Raw genomic sequence first — 16,403 nt, forward strand, 5'->3', positions numbered from 1 at the left:
TATATGAATTTAGTAGAGAAAACTTATTTAACTTAATAATTAGATTTTAAAGAGTGAAAATTCATTAATTATATTATAGGGAGGAAGTAACATGAAAACTAATAAAAAAGTTTTAAGTCTTATTCATAGTGATTTTGAGGATTTAGAATTTTGGTATCCTATTTTAAGGCTTAAGGAAGAAGGAGTAGAAGTAATTGTAGCTGGTGAAAAAGCTGATGAAACATATGTTGGTAAGTATGGAGTTCCTGCACACTCAGATTGTGCTTTTTCAGAAATAAATGTAGAAGAATTTGACGGTATTTTAATACCAGGAGGATGGGCTCCAGATAAACTAAGAAGATTTCCAGAAGTTATAAACATAGTAAGAAAGATGAATGATGAAAACAAGGTAGTAGGACAAATATGTCATGCTGGATGGGTAGCAATTTCAGCAAAGATTTTAAAAGGAAAAAAGGTTACAAGTACTCCAGGAATAAAGGATGATATGGAAAATGCAGGTGCAACCTGGATTGATGAAGCTGTAGTTGTAGACAATAACCTTGTTTCTAGCAGACGCCCAATGGATTTACCTTTATATATGAAAAAATATATTGAAGTTTTGAATAAGTAGTTATAATGAGTTCGTAAATATATTTTATAAATTCTCCAAGAAGTTTCTTTGGGGAATTTTTTTTATGACTATAAAAAAAGTTCTATAGGTTTGTAATAAATATTTAGTATAATAGTCATATGAGGTGAGTTCTTTGAAGGTAAACAATCTTTTAAGCTTTATATTATTAGTATCTTCACTAGTATTGTTTTTTGTAGGGTATTTTGCATGGAAAAGTGATAAGAAATATGTTGCTATATATTTGATTCCTGTATTGAGATCTAAATTCTTAAAGCCTACATCAATTATGCTGGAGAAAGTTTTTTCTAATATGCTGAATGGAGTTATAATATTAGATTCTGAAAATAATATAGTTAACTTTAATAATGCATCAAAAAATATTATTTCAGAATTGAAATATGTAGAAGCAGGCAATAAAAAAATTGATGAAGTATTGAAAGATCATAGGACATTACTAAAAGCAGTGAAGGATGGTTCTAGTAATGAAAGTTTAATAACAGCAAAGGATAAAGATCAGTTAATATACTATAAGATTAATATTAATAATATATATGAAAATACTGGTGAAATCATTGGCAAAATACTTGTTTTTATAGATGTTACAGAGCAAAAAAGGAATATAGAGAAAATAAATAAGTTATTAAAGTTAAAAGAAGTTATGCTTGATATTGGGTATTCCATTAATGAAATATCAGATATTAATGATTTACTCCAATTAATATTAGATAAGGTTATTAATTGTATTGATGGGAATAGAAATGGTTCAATAGTACTTTTGGATAAGGATGAAAACTTAAAAATAGTTGCAGCTAGAGGTTATAATTCAAAAGATATTAAAAAATTTGTAGTTAACTTTAAAGAACGTTTCGAATGGAGTGAAAGTGAAAAAAATACAAATAAAGCAATTATTTATAATAATGTGGATAAAATGAAAAATGTAGTTATGCTGGATACAGCAGAAGGAAAAAAAATAAAATCTGTAATTAGGGCGCCTATTATTATAGATAATGAGTTATATGGTTTTTTAAACATTGACAGTACATATAACAATATATTTGATGAAGGATATTTGGAATTAATGGAATACATGGCAAGTCAGATTTCTATTGCAGTTACAAAGCATAAACTTTATGAAAAAACTGTATATCTATCCAGATATGATAAGTTAACTAATGTATATAATAGAAGCTATTTTGAACAATTACTTTATGATAATATTTACAATTATAGTATAAATAAAAAAGAATTTTTTTTAGTGGTTTTTGATTTAAATGAACTAAAATTTGTTAACGATAGTTATGGCCATTTAGCTGGAGATGAATTAATTAAAACATTCTCAAAAGGATTGAGTGGTTTATCTGATGCTTCAGATATTATAGGAAGGTTTGGGGGAGATGAATTTGTTGGAGTTTTCTTTAATTTGGATTTGGAAAATTTAATTGATAAATTTGAAGAATTAATTGAACACTTTAAAAATAATCCAATAAATTTTGGCAAAAACAAAATTATTTGCAGTTATAGTTATGGCATTGTTAACTTTCCCAGAGATGGATTGGAAATTAATGAACTGATAAGAATTGCAGATAACCGTATGTATCAATATAAGAGTGTGATAAAAAAGGTAAGAATAAATGAAACATAGTTTCTAAAAAACAATAGAGATATTGATTACTAAGAATGGAAGTATAGATTAAAAAGAAATGGATTTTATTTTGATGAAAATAATTGGATATTTTTTATAATACTAGGAAAACTAATTTTGAAAAAAATTAGAGGAGATGATAGTATGAGACATATTGCAGCCTTACTTATAAAATTTGTAATGGTGGCAGTAGTTTTAGAAATTATTTTCAGTATATTAACCACTTTAACTTTTGCATCTATACTTTATATAGCTGCTGCTGTTACAATTATTGCATATATTATAGGTGATTTGTTAATACTTCCCGCATCAAACAATACTATAGCTTCTATGGCAGATGTTGCGCTGGCATTAGCTGCTATGTATATGTTTAATTACATATGGAGTACTACTCAAATACATTTTATGAGTGCATTAATAGCAGCTGTAATTATAGCTGCAGGAGAATGGTTTTTTCACAAATATATATCTAATAGTATTTTTAGAAAAGGAAAGGATTAGCAAATCCATCATTGGATGAGAAACTGTCAGTTGTACAGGATGGAGAGAAAAAATAATAGACAGATACAAAAAGCAGTTCATATGGATTTGTTTATAATATTGTTCATGTTTTGTAGAAGTTCGCAGGAAAAGATATACCTGTGGACTTTTTATTTTACTGTATGTTTTTTTATAAATAGGCTATGTTTTAATATAATGTTGAAATATAGCCTTAAAAATTATAAGTGGGATTGTCCACCTATAATGCTCAATATGAGAAGAAACTCTTAATATATTTTTATCTTCCAATAGGACATGATACCATACACAATCCACAAGAATGTTTTCTATGATGTGTTTTTAAATAAAGGCTTCTTTTCTGATTGCATAATTTATAATTAATTAATTCTTCACGTTTTGTACCTATATTCCATTGATAACCAGTTAAAGCCTTATGAGGACAAGCATTAAAGCATATATTGCATTCTGGCGGACATTTACTCTTAGTAATAGGAGTTCCTATCGGCAAATTATAATTAATTAATATTGCAGATAACCGTACTCTTGGTCCATATTTTTCTGTAATCAAAACGCCATTTTTGCCTATCCACCCTAAACCTGCATTGACACTTGCAAATTTAAATGAAAATGGTGCAATGAGTGTTTCTTCACTTGATTGTGCAACAGGTGGTATGTAATATTGAATTTTGTATTGATTTAATATGGTGGTAATCTCTTCTAATAATAAATTGATACAACCATGAGCTTCACATATTAAATTTTCAAATTTCTCCTCTTTATAATCATTTATACTCAATAATTCCGTATGAGGAACAGCAAAAACCAATGCACATTCATAATCTGATTTATATTCACTAAAATCTATATTAGAAATACCAAATAAAACATTAGAATTTTTCTTAAAAATCGCCTCAATATCATTGCATAAGTTACTCATATATATTGCTCCTTAAATTTTTTTTGCTTCGTTTTTAAATAGTACTGTTTATTAAACTATAGTTTTTAATAACACTTATTATAGTTGTTGATATATTTTGTTGCAACACCATTAAACCTATTCATCCATTTCTTTAAATTACTATGTAGAGCATTAATATGTTGAATATGATATAACCATTCCTTATGTTTACCTCTTTTTATACGTTTGTGTTCTAATGATAAATCATTTGCAAATTGTATGTAATTTTTATGACTATCAGTACAAAGTATAGATTCATCGCTTATATGTCCATCATATAATTTTTCTAATTCCTTAGAGGTAATTCTACCTTTACATGCTAATTCCATAATTAAATTACCTTATTATAACCTTGCTAAAAATAGTGGGCTACAAAATCAATATGAATGAGTAACCATTAAAGATAATGGCAATAACGTACAATACGAAGTTCTAAAATTCATTTATTATAAAAATATAAAAAGTTTCTAGGAATGAAGGTTTAATAAACTTTAAGGGTTTCCTAGAAATACAAGGAGGTCAATAGTGATGAATAATGGTATTGTAAAAATTTTTAATGGTGGTAAGGTGATATACCAAAACAAGGAAATTAATATTGAAAAGTTAGAATGGAACAAAAATCCTAATAAGGGTGTATATCTAAAGCACATTGTTAAAGGTGAGGACACAGCTGGAAAGTTTAGCTGTCATATTGTAAAGATTGAATCAGGATGTGAAATAGGACAACATATTCATGAAGGCAATTGGGAACTGCATGAGGTAATTGATGGTGAAGGAAAATGCTTTTTAGAGAATAAAGAAATAAATTATTCTATTGAAACACTCAGTGTAATACCACAAGGCATACAACATAAAGTTAAAGCTGTAAATGGTGATCTATATTTATTTGCTAAATTTATACCTGCGTTAGTATAGAAAAAAATTATATTATATGTAAAGCTTCTGATATAATTACTATATTAGAAGTTTTTGTTTTAAATCAATAGAAATATGGGGGAGTATACTTGATAGATAAGGAGAAAATTAAATTTCGTCATTTAAATGACTTTTATAATATTGATGTAATTCAAGGTATTAATGTAGGAAGAGCATTTCCTAAACATTCACACAGCAGTATGTGTTTAGGAGTTATAAATAGAGGGACAAGAATATATTCCATAGATAAAAGGCAATTATGTGCTGATAAAGGTAAAGTATTTGTTCTTAATACAGGTGAAGTTCATTCATTTAAATCTTTAAATAAAAGAACACATGATTATATGTGTATTTGTTTTGATAAAGGGTGCATGAAAAACATTTTAGGAGATACAAAAGAAAAAAATTCAAGAAAGTTATTTTTTCATAATATAATTGATGATTCATATTTATATGACTTAATAAACAAACTTTGTTGCAATCTTTTAAATAAAAATATAGATTTAGAAAGTAATGATTTATTCATTAAAATTATAGAACAATTAAATATAAAATATTTAGATACTATATGTAGTTTAAAAAGTATAGGTAATGAACAAAGAGTTATAAAGTTATTAAAAGAATATATTGAATATAACTATAAAGAAAATACTTCAATAAATCAATTGTCTCAAATTTCAGGTTTAAGTCCTTACTATTTAATTAGGCTTTTTTCCAATGAATATGGCTTTGCTCCCCATTGTTATCAGAATAATATCAAAATAAGAAAGGTGAAAGAGCTTTTAAAAGATGGAAAAATGAAAATGACAGATATAGCATTAGAAGTAGGTTTTGTTGATCAAAGCCATATGATTAGACATTTTAAAAATAGTGTAGGAGTAACCCCGAATCAATATCTTAAGGAAATGAAAAAATAATAATAGTTTTAAATTTAGATAGTCTCTTAAATGGGACTATTTTTTAATATTTAAAAAAATATATTGACATATATATTATAATATCGTAATATATAAATATAAGGATAGATGATGGATTTGAAAATATGTTGTTATATTCAAGTTTATGTGAATACTTGTTACTCCACCGTATTTTCATACTTATAAAAATTATCAGCTAGACAGAAATTAATTATATAAATATTGATTCAAATAAGAAATGTGAAAGAGAGGTAATATTATTATGGTTAAGGTTACTAAACAAGCAGCAGAAAAGTTTAATGAAATGAAGCAAAGAGTTAAGGATCCTAAAAATGCAATATTGAGAGTTGTTTTTGCAGGTTATGGATGAGGCGGACCAAAATTACAGTTAACTCTGGATGAGTTGAAAAATAGTGATGACGTAATTACTAAATCAGAAGGTATAAACGTTGCCTACAGTCCAGAACTTGAAGCATATATAAATGGGTCAACTATTGATTACTCAAATAGTTGGTTTACAAGAGGATTTACCATATATGGTGGCAATTTTTCTTCATGCTAAAAGATAAATAAAATTAAAAATTATAGTTGAAAGGAAGGTTATTAGTTATGGCTAAAATAATAAATAGTAGTGAATTTAAGAATGATGTTTTAAATGGTGATGGAGCAGTATTGGTGGATTTCTTTGCAGAATGGTGTGGACCATGTAAGATGGTAGCTCCAGTTTTAGAAGAATTAAGTACAGAACTTGAAGGAAAGGCTAGAATATTTAAGGTTGATGTGGATAAAAGTGGTGATTTAGCTGAAAAATATGAAATTACAGGAGTACCAACATTGATGATTTTCAAAGATGGTAAAGCAGTTGATAAAATAGTGGGTTTTCAGCCTAAGGAAATACTTAAGTCTAGATTGCAGCAGTATTCAAATTAACAATAAGTCTTTTTTAAGACATTTCCACAGAATAGAACTACTTTTTAAACTGAATATATTAGCCAAATAGCAGGCTACGCCTTAATTTTAAGTGTTATAAATTATAGTTATAATATGATTGTGGCTTACTAAAATTACCTATAACAATGTAATTAGGTGTGTATACTTGGAAGTTACTAGTTTGAATTTTAACTTTTATGCAGTGATATATGATAAGGGTATCATCACATTAGCTAAATTGTTTTAGTATTATTCTTAGCTCAAAATTTTTGAAAGCCTTAGAACTTTAGTCCTGTCTGAGGGAACCGAGTTTGACAAAGTTCTTAGGCTTTCAAAAATTTCGAGCTTTAGAATAATTAAAACATTTAGCCGTGATGACACCCTTATCATATATCACGGAATGAAAGTTAAAATCCAAACTTCCACTGCACACTTACACCGAATTATTTTTAAACTACAGTAATAGTATGTAACAGATAGTTTTATTTTTTAAAACTTTCATATCTATCTAAAAAGCATTTTAAATATACAATTCTTTTTTCTATATCATCTTTCCAATCATCAAGCTGCTTCAATCCAGTTTCAGTAATACTATAAATTTTCTTTGCAGGTCCTGAATTAGTTGTATCCCATGAAAATATTACTGCATGGTCATTTTCAAGTTGCTGGAGAGTACGATATATAGCACCTTGATCACATTGAAAATTAGGTATCTTTTCTATAAGTGAAGTGTATATTGCACCACCATAAGTAGAACCTTCAGCTAATGTTAGTAAAATAAATGCAGGCAAATGACGAGATTGATTTCTTTTATTGGCCATAAAATCTCTCCTTTTTATTTGTATTCTTATCACATTATATTATTTTATACACCTAATTGCAAATAATACTTTAGTGTTATTGACACTAGAATAAAATAGATGTATGATGATAGTGTAAAACACACTATAGTGTTAAAATCATCATTAAGTTTCATTGATATCTAATTAATTTACCGGAGGTTATGAAAATTTTATGTTTACTATTGGATTATATCTTTTAGCATTTATTCTATTGTTTATATCTTTGTTTAAGAGTCGTAAGAAAACATTATTAGCTTTAAAAAAAGCATGGAAATCCTTTGAAAATATCTTGCCATTATTTCTTTCAATATTATTTGTTATAGGAATTATGCTTGCTATTTTAAGTCCTCATGTTATTTCAAAAATAATGGGGCAGCAATCAGGTATATTAGGTATAATGTTAGCTGCACTTATTGGTTCTTGTACTGTAATACCTGGATTTGTTACCTTTCCGTTAGCGGCCACACTACTAAAAAATGGAGCTGGTATGGTTCAAATAACAATGTTAATATCAACTTCAGTTATGGTTGGAATTATTACCATTCCTATTGAAGCAAAATATTGGGGGATGAAAGCTACCTATATTAGAAATTCACTTGCTCTTGTGTTTTCTTTTATAATTGCGTTTGTTATGGGAGTGTTAATATGATGAAAAAAATGTTGAAAAGGTATAGGGTGTTTGGAATTGTTTTAATAATAAATTTAATTTTACTTATAGTAAAGCCTTCACTAGGAATGAATTCATTAAAGGGAACTAGAGATAATTTGAAGGAATTACTTGCTATTATGCCGCCAATATTTCTTATAATGGGACTTTTGGATACCTGGGTAGAGAAGGAAACCATGATAAAGTTTATGGGAGAAGGATCAGGATTAAAAGGTATAGTTATTGCCTTTTTATTAGGGTCATTTGCCGCTGGACCAGTATATGTGGCATTCCCTTTTGCTGCAATTTTGATGAAAAAGGGAAGTAAATTTTTCAATATACTAATTTTTATAGGAGCATGGTCTGCTACAAAAATACCTATATCATTGTTTGAAGCATCCGTAATGGGATGGAAGTTTATGCTTACTCGATATGCTATTGATATACCTGTGATTATCTTGATAGCATATATTACAGATAAGATTATTTCACCTATTGAAAAAGAAACAATTTATAAAAATATTAAAAATCTTGAATAAAGACTTTTATATTTTTTAAATAGAAAAGTTTGTATAACAAGCCGTTGTACAAAATTTAGTATTTTTTATTATATATGGTATAATAACTACTAAGAATAATGTAATGTATTTATTAAACATAAATGTAAAACAATTTTATGATCAAAAATAGGAGGATTATATGGATGTTAGAATTAAAAAATTTGTCTTTAGAATTAGATAATGATAATAAAAAAATTAGTATTCTACAAAATATAAACTTGAAGTTTGAAAAAAATAAAATATATGCAATTACTGGCCCAAATGGTGGAGGTAAGTCATCTCTAGCCAAAACAATAATGGGAATATATAAGGCTACTTCTGGAAATATACTATTAGATGGGGAAGATATTACAGGTTTAGATATTACAGAGAGAGCCAGACAAGGTATAGGTTTTGCATTTCAACAACCAGCAAGGTTTAAAGGTATAAAAGTAAATGAATTGTTAAGCTTAGCTGCAAAGGATAAAGAAGTAAATGTATGTAATTTGCTTCTGGATGTAGGACTTTGTGCTCAAGATTATGTAAATAGAGATGTGGATTCAAGTCTTTCTGGTGGAGAACTTAAGAGAATAGAAATAGCAACTATACTTGCTAGAAATCTCAAAGTTGCATTATTTGATGAACCAGAAGCAGGAATAGATTTATGGAGCTTTAAAAAGTTAGTTGAAACCTTTGAAAATATGAATAAAAAGAAGGAAACAACTATAATTATAATATCTCATCAAGAGAGAATTTTAAATTTAGCAGATGAAGTTATTATACTCTCAGATGGTCAAATTAAAGAAATAACTTCAAAAGAGAATATACTTGCTCAAATAATAAAAAATGACAGTTGTAATTGCAGTGAAACCTGTGAAAAAGGGAGGACTTTTTAGATGTTAGATGCGTTAGATAAAAGTATGTTAGATCAAATGTCAGGACTTCATGAATTGCCAATTGGTGCTTATAATATAAGAAAAAATGGAGAAAAGGCTGCAAGAAACACTACAGCTAATATAGATATAATAACAAAAGAAGATAAACCTGGTATAAATATAATAGTAAAACCTGGAACTAAAGGAGAGAGCGTTCATATACCTGTAATTATAACAAAAGAAGGATTAAATGATGTTGTATATAATACTTTTGAAATTGGTGAAGGATCAGATGTACTTATAGTAGCAGGCTGCGGTATACATAACCCAGGTGATACAAAATCTCAACATGATGGGGTACATGAATTTTTTGTTAGAAAGGGTGCTCGTATAAAATATGTAGAGAAACACTTTGGAGAAGGTAATGGAAATGGTGAAAAAGTATTGAATCCTAAAACAATAATAGAGGTTGAAGAAGGAGGATATGCGGAATTAGAATTAGTTCAAATAAAAGGAGTAGACAGTACTAAAAGGGATACAGAAATAAAACTTCATAAAGATGCTAAAGTTGTAGTAATAGAAAGACTTCTTACATATAAGAATCAAGATGCAGAGTCCATCATAAATGTAGAAATGATAGGAAAAGACTCTTCTGCGCAAATAATTTCTCGTTCTGTAGCTAGAGATGAGTCAAAACAAATGTTTCATTTAAATATGTCTGGACATGAAAGATGTAGAGGTCATATACAATGTGATTCTATAATAATGGATAAGGCTAGAGTAGAGTCTATACCTAAAATATCAGCATTCCATTCAGATTCCCAACTTATACATGAAGCTGCTATAGGAAGAATTGCTAATGATCAGCTTATAAAGCTTATGTCTTTAGGACTTTCAGAAAAAGAATCAGAAGATACTATATTAAAAGGATTCCTTAAATAGAGGACAATTGACAAAGGACATCGGAGAAAAATCCTTCTCCGATGTCCTTTAAAAATACAATTTAATTAAGTTATTTTCCTTAAAAAATTCCCATTATAAAATGCTGTACTCCAAGTGAAGTAAGTGCTAAAACCACCCAGCATGTGAAGCCTAATACAATTGGCCTTACACCATTTTTAACAAGTTCTACAATATTAGTATTTAATCCTACAGATACCATTGCCATTACAATGACGAATTTTCCAGCTTCGGATAAGAAATTAGTAAGTGCAGCTGGTACAGGAATAAATGTGTTAATTACTGATGCAGCTACAAATCCAAGTACAAACCAAGGAAATATTTTGCTGATGCTGTAAGATCCTTTTTTACTTTTTGCTTCTTTTTTAGAAGTATAAATAGCTAGTGCCAATGTAATTGGAACAATGGCCAAGGTCCTTGTAAGTTTTACTATAACTGCAAGGTTACCTGCTGCAGTGCTGTAAGAATAGCCAGCAGCTACTACAGATGAAGTATCATTAACAGCTGTTCCAGCCCAAAGTCCAAAGCATTGATTGCTCATGTTAAATAAGTGACCAAGGAATGGAAACAAAAAGGCTGCAATAGCATTAAAAAGAAATATGGTTGATATAGAATGAGCCACTTCTTGCTCATTTGCATTAATAACTGGAGCTGTTGCTGCAATAGCTGAGCCACCACATATGGAAGAACCAACACCAATCAAGGTTGCTGTTTTCCCATTTATTTTTAATAATTTACCTGCAATATAAGCAGTAATGAATGCTGCTGTTAGTGTAAAAAGCATTAAAAGAATTGTTTGCTTTCCTACTTTAAAAACGTTGAAAAGATTCATGCCAAATCCCATAAGAATAATTGAATATTGAAGTAACTTTTTGGCAGTAAAGGTTACTCCTGTATTAAAATAGCTTGGTCTTTTCCAAAAGGCTAAAACCATTCCAAATAAAATACCAAGTACAGGGCTTCCTATAATAGGAAAAGCATTTCCAATCATCCATGCTGGAATTGCTATAATTAGAGCAAGTATAATTCCATATAATTTGTTATTTGTTGTTTTCATAATATCTCCTCCGATCTGTTTCTTATGATACACCTTGACATTATATAAGTAAAATATTATTATTTAATGAATATGATAAGCATATACTAATGTATAAGGAGGATATTATGACTTTAAGACACTTTAAAATATTTGTTGCTGTATGTGACAAAATGAATATGACAAAGGCTTCTGACACATTATTTATGTCTCAATCAGCAGTTAGTCAGGCAATTTCTGAACTTGAAAATCACTATGGTTTACGTCTTTTTGAACGGCTGTCGAAAAAACTTTATATAACTCAGGCAGGAGAAAAATTACTCAGTTATGCTAGATATATTATTAAATTAAATATAGAGCTTGAAAATGAAATGAAAACTCTAAATGAAAAAGGATCTATACGTATTGGTGCAAGTGTTACCGTTGGAGCTTATGTACTTCCTAAACTTGTTTCACATTTTCAAAGAGAAAATACTGAAGTTGATATACAAGTATATGAAGAAAATACTACGAAAATTGAAAAAATGCTTCTTCATGATGAAATTGATTTAGCACTTGTAGAAGGAGAAACAACTAATTCAGATATTATAAACAAGCCATTTATGAATGATGAACTTGTACTCATTTGTGGAGCTAATCATAGATTTTCAAAACTATCTTATATTGAACCTTATGAGCTTGAAAAGGAAAAGTTTATTATTCGTGAAGAGGGGAGCGGAACTCGTAAAACCTTTGAGGATAAAATGATGGAAAACCAATTAACATGGCAAGTTACCTGGATTTGTAATAATACTGATACTATAAAAACTGCAGTTGCAGAGGGTTTAGGAGTTTCAGTAATTTCAAGAAATTCAGTAATGAATGAATTAGATTCTGGAATTCTTTGCGAAATACCTATAAAAGGTATAAAATTTAAAAGAAAGTTTAAAATCATATATCATAAGAATAAGTATTTAACAGAAATAATGCAGCATTTTATGGATTACTGTGAAGCAAAGTATAAATAAATTTTATAAGTTATTTGATGATTAGCTTATTGCCAAAGCGGTTAAAACATATATAATTATATTATAAATAAAAAAGCATTAAGAGAAATGTTAATAATATTAGGTCAATTTTGAGTAAAAAAATTAATCGATGTATAAGAAAATACACGAGATATGAAAAGAGGAATATGAAGATGCATCCAATACTATTTAAATTTGGTTCAATTACTGTATACAGTTATGGACTTATGATAGCCATAGGTATAATATCTGCATTGCTGCTATCAACATACAGAGCGAAGAAATTAGGTTTTAACGAAGATGTAATTATAGATTTAGGCATATATGGAATAATAGGAGGTTTTATTGGATCTAAACTTTTATTTTGGATGGTAGAATTCGAAAATGTAATTCATGACCCTAAATATATTTTTGAAACGTTAACTGGCGGCTTTGTGGTTTATGGAGGTATAATGGGAGGCGTTTTAACAGGGTATGTCTATTGTAAAAAAAAGCACTTAGATTTTTGGGGATATTTAGATTTAGTAGTACCAGCAATTGCAATGGCTCAAGGTTTTGGAAGAATAGGATGCTTTGCAACAGGATGTTGCTTTGGAAGAGAAACGGATAGCGTTTTCGGTATAGTATTTCAAAATTCTTTGTATGCTCCAAATGGAGTTCCATTAGTACCTACACAGCTTTTCTCAAGTGCTGGAGATTTTATAATAGCAGGTATACTTCTTTATTATTCATCAAAGTCTAAAAGAAAAGGACAAGTATCAGGACTTTATATGATTTTATACAGTGTAGGAAGATTTATTATCGAAATATTTAGAGGAGATCCAAGAGGTAGCATTGGACTTTTATCGACTTCTCAATTTATTTGTATATTTATATTCTTTATAGGTATTTATGTTTTTGGTTTTGCTAATAAAAAGAAAAATAATTAATTGGTGTTATAAATTTAAAAATGATAATACATGTTGAAAAATCAAGCTGCAAAAGTATGATTGCAGCTTGATTTTTTGTGTTTAAATTTTTAATTATAAGACATGCATGAAAAGTGATTTAAAAATAAAGTCACAAATTATATAAAAAACTTATTGCCAAAATGGTTAAAAGTTGTATAATAGACTTATAGATAAATATGTAAAAAAAGGAGGTTTATATGAAGAAAATTTTAGGAGAATTGTCAAATAGAGAGTTAGAAACTCTGGATATAATTCAAAAAAAGGGCTTGATTACAAAGAAAAGTATACAAGCTATAACAGGTATGACATTGACTACTTTAAATAGAGTAATGAAAAGTCTTGAAGATAAAAAATTAATAGCTGAGGCAGGCATATCAGAGTCAACAGGAGGCAGAAAAGCAGTAAAATACGATGTGGCACAAAGTGGCATATATGCTATAGGGGTAGATATGTCAAGAACTTATGTAAGGATAGTTATATTAAATTTAAAAATGACAATTTTAGAAAAAAAAGAGTTTTTTATGGATGATAGTTTTTCACCAGAAAAAACTGTTGAAAAAGTTGGAAATATAATAGATGAAGGACTATTAAAATTATCAATAGATAAAAGTGAAGTATTGGGTATAGGAATAGGTACTGTAGGACCACTTGATAGAGAAAAAGGTGTTATGTTAAATCCTAAAAATTTTTTCAATGAGCTTTGGAGTAATGTTCCTATAAGGGATATGTTTGAGAAAAGAACTTCTCTTCCGTGTTTCATAGATAATGGAACTAATGCTGCTGTTTTAGCTGAATATCTATTTGGTAAGGGAAAAGATTTAAAAAATATTGTATACATACATTGTGGGATTGGAATAAGGTCAGCAGGTATAAATAATGGGATTATTATTAGGACTATGAGGGACTCTGAAGATGCTTTTGCACATATGGTTGTAGATTTCAATGGTGAAGAATGTACTTGCGGCAATAAAGGATGTTTAGACAGTTATTCCTCTATTAATGCAATAGTTAAAAGTTTCAATTCAACATTAAAAAATAATAACAATGATACAAATGAAGAAATAAAAGAAGAAGATTATAAGAAAATATTAGAACTGGCAGTGAATAATAATAAATCTGCTGTAGAAATTATTAATAAAGGTGCTGAGGTTTTAGGTATTGGACTTGCTAATATGGTTAGAATATTAAATCCTCAATTAGTAATTTTATATGGAACTTTAATTAAAAATTACAAATTGTATTACAATAAGTGCATTGATGCATTTAATAAAAGTAACTGCTTAAATAATGACGTTATATTTAGTGATGGAGGTGAATTTAAAGAAAATGCCATAGCAGTTGGCTCAGGCTTGATAGTAATAGAAAGCTATCTGAAAAAAACGAGCATTGGGGGAAAATAAAATGGTTATAATAGCTTTGAAAATATTTATCATATCAATTATAGCAGGAGTGTTGGGGTCAATTCTTGGACTTGGAGGAGGTATTATAATTACGCCGGTATTAACTTTATTTTTTGGAATAGATATAAAATATGCCATAGGTGCAAGTATAGTATCAGTAATTGCTACTTCAAGTGGAGCAGCTATTGCCTATATAAAAGACAGAATAACAAATATAAGAATAGGTATGTTTCTCGAAATAGCTACAACAACAGGTGCAATTACAGGAGCATTTTTAAGTGGAATGATTAACACTAAATATCTTTATTTAATATTTGGCATGGTTTTACTATATTCTACAGTTAACATGATCAAAAAATCAAAAAGTGAACTTCCTAAAAATATTGAAACACATCCTATAGCTGCAAAATTAAATTTAAATGGGGCTTATTATGACAAAGTTTTAAATCAGCAAATTCAGTATAATGTTACTGGTGTCTATGGTGGATTTGGCATGATGTATGTGGCAGGAGTTATATCAGGACTTCTTGGTATAGGAAGTGGAATATTTAAGGTTATGGCTATGGATTTGTTTATGAAGCTTCCTTTAAAGGTATCCAGTGCTACTAGTAATTTTATGATAGGAGTAACTGCAGCTGCAAGTGCTGGTGTGTACTTAATTAGAGGAGATATAGATCCTAAAATTTCTGCTCCTGTAGCTCTTGGTGTTTTATTTGGAGCAACTATTGGAACCAAGGTTATGCAGAATTTAAAGAGTAAAACTATAAGAAAAATATTTATACCGGTTGTTGCTTATGTTTCCATAGAAATGATTATAAAAGGATTGGGGGTTAAATGATGCATAAGAGTGAAATTGAAGAAATGGAGATTGTTATAAGTAAATTTTTAAAATTTGGTGTTTTATTAAGTGCCTTTGTAATATTCATTGGTTTTGGAATGTTTTTATTAACTGGAAATAGCGGATATGCAGGAAGTACATATCCAACGGAACCCATAGCAATTTTAAAAGGAGCTTTGGCATTTAAATCATATTCAATAATATTAACTGGACTTATGATTTTAATTGCAACCCCTGTATTTCGTGTAGGTGTTTCAATTATTGTATTTGCAAAAGAAAAGGACTTTTTATATGTAAAAATTACTTCTTTTGTTTTCATAATATTAATTATAAGTTTTATACTTGGAAAAGTTGAATAGGAAGATAAATGACTAGCATCAGCATTTTATATGTTATAGGAAAATTAAAAATCAAATCCATACATACTTTTAAAAATTCTCCCTCATAATATTACTGGAGGCGATATTATGAGAGATAAAAATGATACAGATAAAAATCCAATTACTGAATTTGCTAGCATATTTGTTTCTGATCCCAAAGTTACGAAAACACCAGCTGGTCATGTAGATTTTGATGAAATTCATTTAGCACCACTGGATGACTTGTTTGATGATAATGATGAAAACAATCATAAAAAATAGTACTTGCTTTTTATCTATTAATATGGGGTTTATAGCCCCTTATTCATTTTCTATATTTTTATCTAATCTGTTTGCTAAAATCAAAGCAACTTTTCACATTATAAATAAGCTCTACTTTAAAATTAAAAATTTAAATGAAAAAATTTAGTATAAAATCGGTGTTATTATATTGTAATATCATAATATAATGATATAA

At 28.5% G+C, this 16,403-nt stretch carries 20 protein-coding genes and 1 pseudogene; 17 read left to right on the top strand and 4 right to left on the bottom strand.

Translation table 11 applies throughout. From position 1 onward, the window contains the following. The first annotated feature begins 91 nt into the window (after positions 1–91). The 3 genes from Q6H37_RS09935 to Q6H37_RS09945 all read left to right on the top strand — a co-directional run bounded on the left by Q6H37_RS09935 (position 92) and on the right by Q6H37_RS09945 (position 2,753). Positions 92–610 (top strand): type 1 glutamine amidotransferase domain-containing protein, encoded by a 519-nt coding sequence (locus Q6H37_RS09935; protein WP_318741470.1) that lies wholly within the window; start codon positions 92–94, stop codon positions 608–610. 133 nt (positions 611–743) lie between these two features. Then, the gene (locus Q6H37_RS09940; RefSeq protein ID WP_318741473.1) at positions 744–2,252 is read left to right on the top strand and encodes a diguanylate cyclase; all 1,509 of its coding nucleotides are present in this window, start codon (positions 744–746) and stop codon (positions 2,250–2,252) included. Positions 2,253–2,369: 117 nt separating this feature from the next. After that, complete coding sequence (locus Q6H37_RS09945; RefSeq protein ID WP_318741475.1) at positions 2,370–2,753, top strand: DUF2512 family protein; 384 nt, start codon at positions 2,370–2,372, stop codon at positions 2,751–2,753. Positions 2,754–3,030: 277 nt separating this feature from the next. Here the strand turns inward: Q6H37_RS09945 and Q6H37_RS09950 are convergent, their stop codons facing one another. After that, complete coding sequence (locus tag Q6H37_RS09950) at positions 3,031–3,690, bottom strand: epoxyqueuosine reductase (RefSeq protein ID WP_318741477.1); 660 nt, start codon at positions 3,688–3,690, stop codon at positions 3,031–3,033. Positions 3,691–3,758: 68 nt separating this feature from the next. Next, positions 3,759–4,052, bottom strand: a pseudogene (locus Q6H37_RS09955) (IS1595 family transposase); the annotation flags it as partial. A 187-nt stretch (positions 4,053–4,239) separates the two neighbouring features. Here Q6H37_RS09955 and Q6H37_RS09960 point away from each other — a divergent pair. From Q6H37_RS09960 to trxA, 4 genes are all read left to right on the top strand, one after another. Next, entirely contained in the window at positions 4,240–4,626 is a 387-nt protein-coding gene (locus Q6H37_RS09960; RefSeq protein WP_318741479.1) for a cupin, read from the top strand. An 89-nt stretch (positions 4,627–4,715) separates the two neighbouring features. Beyond that, the gene (locus tag Q6H37_RS09965) at positions 4,716–5,543 is read left to right on the top strand and encodes an AraC family transcriptional regulator (RefSeq protein WP_318741481.1); all 828 of its coding nucleotides are present in this window, start codon (positions 4,716–4,718) and stop codon (positions 5,541–5,543) included. A gap of 262 nt (positions 5,544–5,805) precedes the next feature. Beyond that, on the top strand, positions 5,806–6,105 hold the full coding sequence (locus Q6H37_RS29555) for a HesB/IscA family protein (protein WP_412523914.1): 300 nt from the start codon (positions 5,806–5,808) through the stop codon (positions 6,103–6,105). A gap of 47 nt (positions 6,106–6,152) precedes the next feature. Beyond that, the gene (trxA, locus tag Q6H37_RS09970) at positions 6,153–6,473 is read left to right on the top strand and encodes a thioredoxin (RefSeq protein WP_318741483.1); all 321 of its coding nucleotides are present in this window, start codon (positions 6,153–6,155) and stop codon (positions 6,471–6,473) included. Positions 6,474–6,955: 482 nt separating this feature from the next. Here trxA and Q6H37_RS09975 read toward each other — a convergent pair whose 3' ends face one another. Further along, entirely contained in the window at positions 6,956–7,294 is a 339-nt protein-coding gene (locus Q6H37_RS09975) for a PadR family transcriptional regulator (RefSeq protein ID WP_318741485.1), read from the bottom strand. Between the two features lie 193 nt (positions 7,295–7,487). Here Q6H37_RS09975 and Q6H37_RS09980 point away from each other — a divergent pair, with 193 nt between their 5' ends. From Q6H37_RS09980 to Q6H37_RS09995, 4 genes are all read left to right on the top strand, one after another. After that, a complete protein-coding gene (locus Q6H37_RS09980) occupies positions 7,488–7,964 on the top strand; it encodes a permease (protein ID WP_318741487.1) in 477 nt (158 codons plus the stop codon). Then, on the top strand, positions 7,961–8,500 hold the full coding sequence (locus Q6H37_RS09985) for a permease (protein ID WP_318741489.1): 540 nt from the start codon (positions 7,961–7,963) through the stop codon (positions 8,498–8,500). The genes Q6H37_RS09980 and Q6H37_RS09985 overlap by 4 nt, the downstream gene beginning before the upstream one ends. Before the next feature lie 164 nt (positions 8,501–8,664). Further along, complete coding sequence (locus tag Q6H37_RS09990; RefSeq protein WP_318741491.1) at positions 8,665–9,396, top strand: ABC transporter ATP-binding protein; 732 nt, start codon at positions 8,665–8,667, stop codon at positions 9,394–9,396. After that, positions 9,397–10,317, top strand: a complete 921-nt coding sequence (locus Q6H37_RS09995) for a SufD family Fe-S cluster assembly protein (protein WP_318741492.1) — start codon at positions 9,397–9,399, stop codon at positions 10,315–10,317. Positions 10,318–10,396: 79 nt separating this feature from the next. Here Q6H37_RS09995 and Q6H37_RS10000 read toward each other — a convergent pair whose 3' ends face one another. After that, on the bottom strand, positions 10,397–11,392 hold the full coding sequence (locus Q6H37_RS10000; protein ID WP_318741494.1) for a YeiH family protein: 996 nt from the start codon (positions 11,390–11,392) through the stop codon (positions 10,397–10,399). 107 nt (positions 11,393–11,499) lie between these two features. On the opposite strand from Q6H37_RS10000, the gene Q6H37_RS10005 reads away from it, so the two are divergent. From Q6H37_RS10005 to Q6H37_RS10030, 6 genes are all read left to right on the top strand, one after another. Then, entirely contained in the window at positions 11,500–12,378 is an 879-nt protein-coding gene (locus Q6H37_RS10005) for a LysR family transcriptional regulator (RefSeq protein ID WP_318741496.1), read from the top strand. 173 nt (positions 12,379–12,551) lie between these two features. After that, positions 12,552–13,307 (top strand): prolipoprotein diacylglyceryl transferase, encoded by a 756-nt coding sequence (locus Q6H37_RS10010; protein WP_318741498.1) that lies wholly within the window; start codon positions 12,552–12,554, stop codon positions 13,305–13,307. Positions 13,308–13,525: 218 nt separating this feature from the next. Beyond that, positions 13,526–14,728 carry an ROK family protein gene (locus Q6H37_RS10015; protein ID WP_318741500.1) on the top strand — a complete coding sequence of 401 codons (1,203 nt, stop codon included), beginning with the start codon at positions 13,526–13,528 and terminating at the stop codon, positions 14,726–14,728. Position 14,729: 1 nt separating this feature from the next. After that, a complete protein-coding gene (locus Q6H37_RS10020) occupies positions 14,730–15,566 on the top strand; it encodes a sulfite exporter TauE/SafE family protein (RefSeq protein WP_318741502.1) in 837 nt (278 codons plus the stop codon). After that, entirely contained in the window at positions 15,566–15,925 is a 360-nt protein-coding gene (locus Q6H37_RS10025) for a DUF1634 domain-containing protein (protein ID WP_318741504.1), read from the top strand. Before Q6H37_RS10020 ends, Q6H37_RS10025 begins: the two co-directional genes overlap by 1 nt. 108 nt (positions 15,926–16,033) lie before the next feature. Beyond that, positions 16,034–16,207, top strand: coding sequence for a hypothetical protein (locus tag Q6H37_RS10030; RefSeq protein WP_318741506.1), 174 nt, complete (start codon positions 16,034–16,036; stop codon positions 16,205–16,207). The last annotated feature ends 196 nt before the right edge of the window (positions 16,208–16,403 follow it).

The organism is Clostridium sp. JS66, assembly GCF_033561535.1.
Classification (GTDB): domain Bacteria; phylum Bacillota; class Clostridia; order Clostridiales; family Clostridiaceae; genus Clostridium_AM; species Clostridium_AM carboxidivorans.

Bases quoted from the DNA above. Each gene is read 5' to 3' on its own strand.
- Q6H37_RS09935 (WP_318741470.1), top strand. From the start codon at position 92: ATGAAAACTAATAAAAAAGTTTTAAGTCTTATTCATAGTGATTTTGAG.
- Q6H37_RS09950 (WP_318741477.1), bottom strand. From the start codon at position 3,690: ATGAGTAACTTATGCAATGATATTGAGGCGATTTTTAAGAAAAATTCT.
- Q6H37_RS09960 (WP_318741479.1), top strand. From the start codon at position 4,240: ATGAATAATGGTATTGTAAAAATTTTTAATGGTGGTAAGGTGATATAC.
- trxA (WP_318741483.1), top strand. From the start codon at position 6,153: ATGGCTAAAATAATAAATAGTAGTGAATTTAAGAATGATGTTTTAAAT.
- Q6H37_RS09975 (WP_318741485.1), bottom strand. From the start codon at position 7,294: ATGGCCAATAAAAGAAATCAATCTCGTCATTTGCCTGCATTTATTTTA.
- Q6H37_RS09980 (WP_318741487.1), top strand. From the start codon at position 7,488: ATGTTTACTATTGGATTATATCTTTTAGCATTTATTCTATTGTTTATA.
- Q6H37_RS09985 (WP_318741489.1), top strand. From the start codon at position 7,961: ATGATGAAAAAAATGTTGAAAAGGTATAGGGTGTTTGGAATTGTTTTA.
- Q6H37_RS09990 (WP_318741491.1), top strand. From the start codon at position 8,665: ATGTTAGAATTAAAAAATTTGTCTTTAGAATTAGATAATGATAATAAA.
- Q6H37_RS09995 (WP_318741492.1), top strand. From the start codon at position 9,397: ATGTTAGATGCGTTAGATAAAAGTATGTTAGATCAAATGTCAGGACTT.
- Q6H37_RS10000 (WP_318741494.1), bottom strand. From the start codon at position 11,392: ATGAAAACAACAAATAACAAATTATATGGAATTATACTTGCTCTAATT.
- Q6H37_RS10005 (WP_318741496.1), top strand. From the start codon at position 11,500: ATGACTTTAAGACACTTTAAAATATTTGTTGCTGTATGTGACAAAATG.
- Q6H37_RS10010 (WP_318741498.1), top strand. From the start codon at position 12,552: ATGCATCCAATACTATTTAAATTTGGTTCAATTACTGTATACAGTTAT.
- Q6H37_RS10015 (WP_318741500.1), top strand. From the start codon at position 13,526: ATGAAGAAAATTTTAGGAGAATTGTCAAATAGAGAGTTAGAAACTCTG.
- Q6H37_RS10020 (WP_318741502.1), top strand. From the start codon at position 14,730: ATGGTTATAATAGCTTTGAAAATATTTATCATATCAATTATAGCAGGA.
- Q6H37_RS10025 (WP_318741504.1), top strand. From the start codon at position 15,566: ATGCATAAGAGTGAAATTGAAGAAATGGAGATTGTTATAAGTAAATTT.
- Q6H37_RS10030 (WP_318741506.1), top strand. From the start codon at position 16,034: ATGAGAGATAAAAATGATACAGATAAAAATCCAATTACTGAATTTGCT.